Below are 6,435 nucleotides of genomic sequence, written 5' to 3'. Positions count from 1 at the left end.
ACTATGACTGTCCGGGTGGGGGAAGTGTCGGCAGCCGGGAACACAGTTCCCGCACCCGCAGGCCTGGCAGAACCCGGACACGATGACCTGGAACGACTACAAGGCAGTGCCCGGCAAGAACTGGGCCGACCCGAGCGTGTCGGGCTCGGTCCGCAACTTCAAGATCGCCCTGGTGGCGCTCGACTATCCCGACGAGACGTTCGCGGTCTCCCAGCGGGCCCGCTCGACGGTGTTCGGCAACCCCCAGTCCGTCGCCACCAACATTCCTCGCACGGACGTGCCGAAGTTCTACCAGGACTTCCTGAACACACCGAACACCCTCAACAAGGGCCACACCCTGCACGAGTACTGGATGCAGGACTCCAACGGCCGCTACGGCGTCGACCTCACCGGGTTCGGGCCGTACCAGATGCCGGCCAAGTCCTACCAGTACGGGTTGGACAACGGGTTCAACCCGGGCGCCTGCCCGAGCGGGGACGTGTGCAGCAAGAACATCCGTACCGACGGCCTGGGTGCCTGGCGGGCGGCTGTCGGTGAGGAGGTCGCGAACCAGTACGAGTTGGTGTTCATCCTCAGCGCCGGTCAGGACGAGTCGTCGACCTGGCAGGAGTTCGGGCAGATGATCTTCCAGAACAAGGAGGACGTGCCGGACGCCTGGGGCCCGCCGGACCCCAACCTGCCGAACTGGGCCAAGACCCGCTACGTGGACTGGACGTCGTGGAAGGCGGCGGCAACGCTGTGGCCGAACGCCGGCGGCGGCTCCTCCACGCAGGGGGAGAGCTCGGGCATGGGCGTCTACGCCCACGAGCTGACCCATCTGCTGGGCATCGGCGACAACTACAACAACCCGTACGGCGAGCCGCTGCGCAGGGCGTACACCGGGATCTGGAGCATGATGTCGCGCGGGTCCTTCAACGGCCCGGGCGGTCCGCACACCCGCTGGCAGATCCCGCCCACCAACGGCGGCTCGATGGGCTCGCTGCACACAGTGCGGGACAAGCTCAAGATCGGCCTGCTCGGCGAGGAGCACGTTCTGCGGCTGTCACGGGAGTCGCTGGCCTCCTCGGGCCTGGTGGTCGCGCAGGTCACGGCCCGGGCGGTCGACGCCGGCCCGAAGGGTCTGAGCGGCGTGAACATCGCGCTGAACAAGGACCTGTCGCCGACGTGCGGCGTCAGCACCGACCCGCTCTGCGACGGTGGCAGCTTCAACAACTACACGGTCGAGGTCGTCGACCGGATGGGCGCGGACTCGTTCACGCCGGACAGCGGCGTGCTGTTGAGCAAGACGAAGAACGCCGACAGCGCGCCATTCCAGTGGGTGGTGGACGCCAACCCGCAGGACATCAACATGATCGACTTCTACCGGCCGGACGGCACCCCGCAGAAGATCACCATGGGTGACTACCGGCAGCTCTCCGACGCGCTGTTCCACGCCGGCGCGGACACCGGCAGCCAGTACGAGTACGTCGACGAGGCCAACCGGCTGCACTTCTACATCATCGACCTCAAGCGGGACGCGGCCGGCTCGCTGTCCTACACCGTGGCGGTGCGCTCGCTGGACGGCACCGGCGGGCCGAGCAGCCACGACGTGGCACTGGGCAAGGGCGAGGTGACCGGCGGCGGCAAGCCGACCAACCGTGGGGTGACCTGCTCGTTCGACCTGACCAACACCGGTACGTACTCGGCCGGCGGGCAGCAGCACCCGGAGAACGTCAGCGCGTACCTGAAGTCGGACGTCTACCGCCTGTCGGCGGAGGTGGCCGGCAAGGGCTGGCGGACCTGGCTGCCCAACCAGCTCGCCACCGCGCAGTTCGGCAAGGCCACCACTGTCAAGGTGTCGGTGGGTGCCACCGCCGCCGCGGCGGAGACCGGATTCGTGAAGCTCACCGCGACCTCGGAGAGCGACCCGACGAAGACGGTCACCAAGCAGTGCCGGGTCGAGAAGTCCTGACCTACGCCCGAGGTTGACCCCGTTCCTGGCGGGTCCGCGGCGGCCCACCGCCGCGGACCCGGCAGGCGGGCGAGAGGAGGATGACGTGCGGCGAAGCACCATGGCTCTGCTGCCCCTGCTGCTGGCCGGCGCGACCGGCTGCGGTGCCGTCGGCACCGCCGAGGAGGCGGTCTCCCCGACGACAGTCCGGGTCCTGGTCCGCGACATCAACATCCGGGCCGCCGGGGTGGACTGCGCCGGCACCGGTCCGTACCAGCACTTCCACAACCGGTCGCCGTTTCGCGTCCTCGACCCGGACGGGGCGGCGGTGGCCAGCGGTCAGCTGACGGCCGGGACCGCGGTGGCCGCGTTCGCCGAAGACCTGGGGGTCGAGCGCCTACCCACCTACTGCGAGTTCGCCATCCCGGTACGCGTGCCGCAGCGGGACTCCTACCGGCTGGAGGTGGACGGCCGGCCGCCGCTCGACCTCACGTCGGACAGCAGCGAGGGCCCGGCGCTGGTGGCGGTGGTCCCGTCATGAGGCGGGCACTCCTGCCGATGGTGCTGGCGGTGGCACTGCTGGGCGGATGCAGCACGCCCGAGCCCGCGCCCGCACCGCCACCCGCCGGAGGAGCGGCGGCGCTGCCCGGGCCGATCCCCGCCGACCTGGCGTTGCGCCCGGTGCCCAGCACCGCCCCGGCCGCCCCGGCGTTCACCGGCGCGCTGACCGACGGCAGTCCCTTCGCCGTCGCCGACGTGTGGGCGCAGCGTCCCGTCGTACTCACCTTCTTCACCTCCTGGTGCACCACTTGCGCCAGCAGCCAGGCGGCCCTCAGCGAGCTGGCCCGCAGCTACCGAGACCGGGTGGTCTTCATCGGCGTGGCCGGCACGGACCAGGCCGACGAGGTCCAGGACTACCTCCGCGCCCACCGGGTGGAATATCCGGTCGTCCTCGACGACCAGCAGACGATCTGGCGTTCGTACGCGGTGCGGGAGCCACCGGCCGTCGTACTGGTGGCCAAGGGGGGCGCCCTGCTCCGCGGCTGGCCGGGTGGCCTGGACGCCCCGGCACTCGACCAGCGGCTGCGGGAGCTGGTGCTGGCCGGCCAGCCGTAGCCAGGCGCCTCGACCCCGTCGAACCACACCCGGCGAAGTTCCTACACGTGCAGGTGGTGGCACAGACCGCCAGCTCGTAGCGTTACGCAACCTCGGACACATCAAGGAGACTGCATGGCTACAAGGGGAACGCGCTGGCGCACGGGCGTGGCCGTACTGTCCGCGACAGTGCTCGCCGCCCTCGGTGCGGCGCCGCAGGCGCAGGCGGCGGACGACGCGCCGTCGATAGTCGTCCAGGACGGTGTCACCCAGCCGGTGTTCGGCTACGCCGATGCCATCCGGGAGCGCCTCTTCATCGACTCCACCTTCGACAGTGACAACGACGGTCTGCGCGACATCATCGCGTTCGACCTGATGCGGCCGGCCGCCACCGCGCACGGCCTCAAGGCCCCCGTGGTGATGGACGCCAGCCCCTACTACTCGACCGTCTGCCGAGGCAACGAGTCCGAGTGCAAGGCGGACCTCGACGGCGACGGGCTGCTGGACAAGTGGCCGCTGTTCTACGACAACTACTTCGTGCCGCGCGGCTACGCGGTCATCCTGCTGGACATGGTCGGCACCAACAACTCCACCGGCTGCCCCACCACCAACGCCAACCAGGACAACCTGAGCGCCAAGCAGGCCATCAACTGGCTCAACGGTCGCGCCACCGCCCGTAACGCCGCCGGTCAGATCGTCAAGGCGGACTGGCACAACGGCAAGACCGGGATGATCGGCAAGTCGTACGACGGCTCGCTGGCCATGGCCACGGCGGTGACCGGCGTGAAGGGCCTGACCACTGTCGTGCCCATCAGCGGACCGACCGAGTACTACGACTACGTGCGCAGCAACGGCGTCATCACCCGTGGCAACAGCTACGTGGCGTCGCTGGCCAACACGGTCACCAACCCCGAGCGCCGGGACTACTGCAAGCCGGTGCGCGACGCGCTGGCCGCCGCCGACGGTGACGAACACGGCGACTACACGGCCTTCTGGAACGAGCGCAGCTACGTCAAGAAGGTCCCCAACGTCACCGCCAGCGTGCTGCTTTACCACGGCCTCAACGACGACAACGTCCGGCCGGACCACTTCAGCAAGTTCTGGTACGCCCTGGCGGAGAACAACGTTCCGCGCAAGCTGTGGCTGTCGCAGGAGGGCCACGTCGACCCGTTCGACTCGCGCCGCGCGGTGTGGGTGTCGACGCTGCACAGGTGGTTCGACTTCTGGTTGCAGGGCGTCGCCAACGGCATCATGGACGAGCCACGGGTGGACCTGGAGCGCTCCGCCGACGTGTGGGAGACCCACGCCGACTGGCCGATCCCCGGCAAGGCCGACACCGAGGTGTTCCTCCAGCCCGGCACCACCGGCGCGGGCGGTCTCGGGCTGGTGCCCACCGCGAAGCCGGCGACCGGGGCCTTCCAGGACAACCGTACGCAGAGCCAGAACACCATGATCCTCAACCCGGACGTGGTGCAGCCCAACCGGTTGGCCTTCCTCTCCGCGCCACTGACCGCGCCGCTGCACATCTCCGGCACCCCCACCGTGCAGCTGCGGGCCTCCGCCGACCAGACCGACACCAACCTCGGGGCGATCCTGGTCGACTACGGCACCGACGAGCGGGTCGCACACCGGGCCTCCGGCGAGGGGATCATCACCCTGACCACTGAGGACTGCTGGGGCCAGAGCAGCCCGACGGACGACGGCTGCTACAAGCAGACGGCGAAGCGGGTGGCCACTGCCGACTACGAGTTGGTCACCAAGGGCATCATGGACGCCCAGAACCGGCAGTCGATCCGCGTCGGCGTGCCGCTGGTGCCGGGGGAGTCGTACAACTTCAGCTTCCCGCTGCTGCCGGAGGACTACGTCTTCAAGCCCGGCCACCGGGTCGGCGTGATCATCGTGGCCAGCTACCCGCAGTACTCCAGCCAGGCGGACACCACCGCCGCGAACCTGCAGGTCGCGCTGAAGAGCAGCAACATCGTCCTGCCCGTGGTCGGCGGCACCGCCGCCGCACACGCCGCCGGTCTCTGACCGGCTGATCGGGGACGGCCGCCCGAAGGCGGCCGTCCCCACGGGTGTTGCGGACTGTTTCGAGGGTCAGCGGTTCGAGGCGGGCTGGACCCGCTCGAACCGCACCTTGCTCAGCCACCCCGGGAGGTCACTGAGCACGTACAGTTCGCCGTTCACATCGGCGCCGAACGCCGTCGGCTGGGTGGGAAAGGTGCCGATCTCAGCGGACTCGTAGCCACCCGTGGACTTGGCACGGATGGCGAACGCGCGGGTCGAGCAGTAGTCGCTCGCGATGTAGGTCCCCCGCGCCTCCGGGGTGACGGACCCCCGGTACACCTGACCGCCGATGATGGAGCAGTTCTCCGTCATGTAGTGGTCGTATTCGGCGATCGGGTCGGTGAGCCGCACGCCCGGCCGGCACTGCGTCTGGTCGAAGACCGGCGTGCCCTCGCGGCAGGACCAGCCGAGGTTCGCGCCACGCTGCGACGGGCGGATGTGGTTGATCTCCTCGATCAGGCCCTGGCCGACGTCACCGATCCACAGCGAGTTGTCGACCGGGTCGATCGAGAACTTCCACGGGTTGCGCAGCCCGTACACCCAGATCTCCGGCCGCGCGCCTGGCGTGCGGACGAACGGGTTGTCGAAGGGTACGCAGTAGGGCTTTCCGCCGCAGGAGCGGTTGACGTCGATCCGCACGATCTTGCCGAGCAGGGTGCCGAGGTTCTGGCCGCTCTTGAACGGGTCGTTCGCGCCGCCGCCGTCGCCGGTCGACCAGTAGAGGTAGCCGTCGCGGCCGAACGCCACCTGCCCGCCGTTGTGGTTGCCGTACTCGGGGTGCTCCTGGGTGAGCAGCACCTGCAACCGGTCGGGCGCCCCGAGGGGCACCCGCGCCAGGGTCAACGTGCCGGCCGGCAGGCTCGTGTAGGCCACGTACAGCATCCCGGTGCGCGCGAAGTTCGGCGCGGGCGTGATGCCGAGGAGGCCACGCTCGTTGTCCGACGTGTCGACCCGGGCGCTCAGGTCGAGCACCGGATCGGCCGCCAGGCCGGTGTCGGGGTGGTAGGCGCGGACGGTGCCGGCCTTCTCCGCGATCAGCATCCGGCCGTCCGGCAGCCCGGTGATCGCGATCGGGCGCTGCAGACCGAAGGCCACCCGTTCGGATACCACGGTCAGCTCGGTGAGGGGCACCGCACGAGTGCCGGACGGGCCAGCAGCGCTGCCGATCGCCGACGCCGGCGGCGACAGGAGCGCGGACAGGGTGAGGATGAGCAGCCCGGCCAGCATGGTGGCCGGGCGACGACGTCGTCGCGACATGGTCAGCTCCTCGATGAAGGTGGTGGTGGACGCGGTCTGGGAGCGTTCCCACGCTACATCGAATCGAGTCGATATCCAACCTTTTC

The 6,435-nt window shown here is 69.5% G+C and carries 5 protein-coding genes; 4 read left to right on the top strand and 1 reads right to left on the bottom strand.

What is annotated here, in order from left to right; all coding sequences use genetic code 11:
• The first annotated feature begins 82 nt into the window (after nt 1-82).
• The 4 genes from ACWCO3_RS01700 (at nt 83) to ACWCO3_RS01685 (ending at nt 5,056) form a co-directional block, all read left to right on the top strand.
• Nucleotides 83-1,951 (top strand): M6 family metalloprotease domain-containing protein, encoded by a 1,869-nt coding sequence (locus tag ACWCO3_RS01700; RefSeq protein ID WP_145785718.1) that lies wholly within the window; start codon nt 83-85, stop codon nt 1,949-1,951.
• Between the two features lie 85 nt (nt 1,952-2,036).
• Complete coding sequence (locus ACWCO3_RS01695; RefSeq protein WP_358053466.1) at nt 2,037-2,471, top strand: hypothetical protein; 435 nt, start codon at nt 2,037-2,039, stop codon at nt 2,469-2,471.
• Nucleotides 2,468-3,046, top strand: a complete 579-nt coding sequence (locus ACWCO3_RS01690; protein WP_358053468.1) for a TlpA family protein disulfide reductase — start codon at nt 2,468-2,470, stop codon at nt 3,044-3,046. Before ACWCO3_RS01695 ends, ACWCO3_RS01690 begins: the two co-directional genes overlap by 4 nt.
• Before the next feature lie 114 nt (nt 3,047-3,160).
• A complete protein-coding gene (locus ACWCO3_RS01685; protein WP_450007941.1) occupies nt 3,161-5,056 on the top strand; it encodes a CocE/NonD family hydrolase in 1,896 nt (631 codons plus the stop codon).
• 66 nt (nt 5,057-5,122) lie between these two features.
• Here ACWCO3_RS01685 and ACWCO3_RS01680 read toward each other — a convergent pair whose 3' ends face one another.
• On the bottom strand, nt 5,123-6,349 hold the full coding sequence (locus tag ACWCO3_RS01680; RefSeq protein ID WP_358053473.1) for a PQQ-dependent sugar dehydrogenase: 1,227 nt from the start codon (nt 6,347-6,349) through the stop codon (nt 5,123-5,125).
• Nucleotides 6,350-6,435 lie beyond the last annotated feature (86 nt).

It is taken from the genome of Micromonospora sp. NPDC002411, from assembly GCF_053592955.1.
This window is presented reverse-complemented; position numbering and strand designations above follow the sequence as displayed.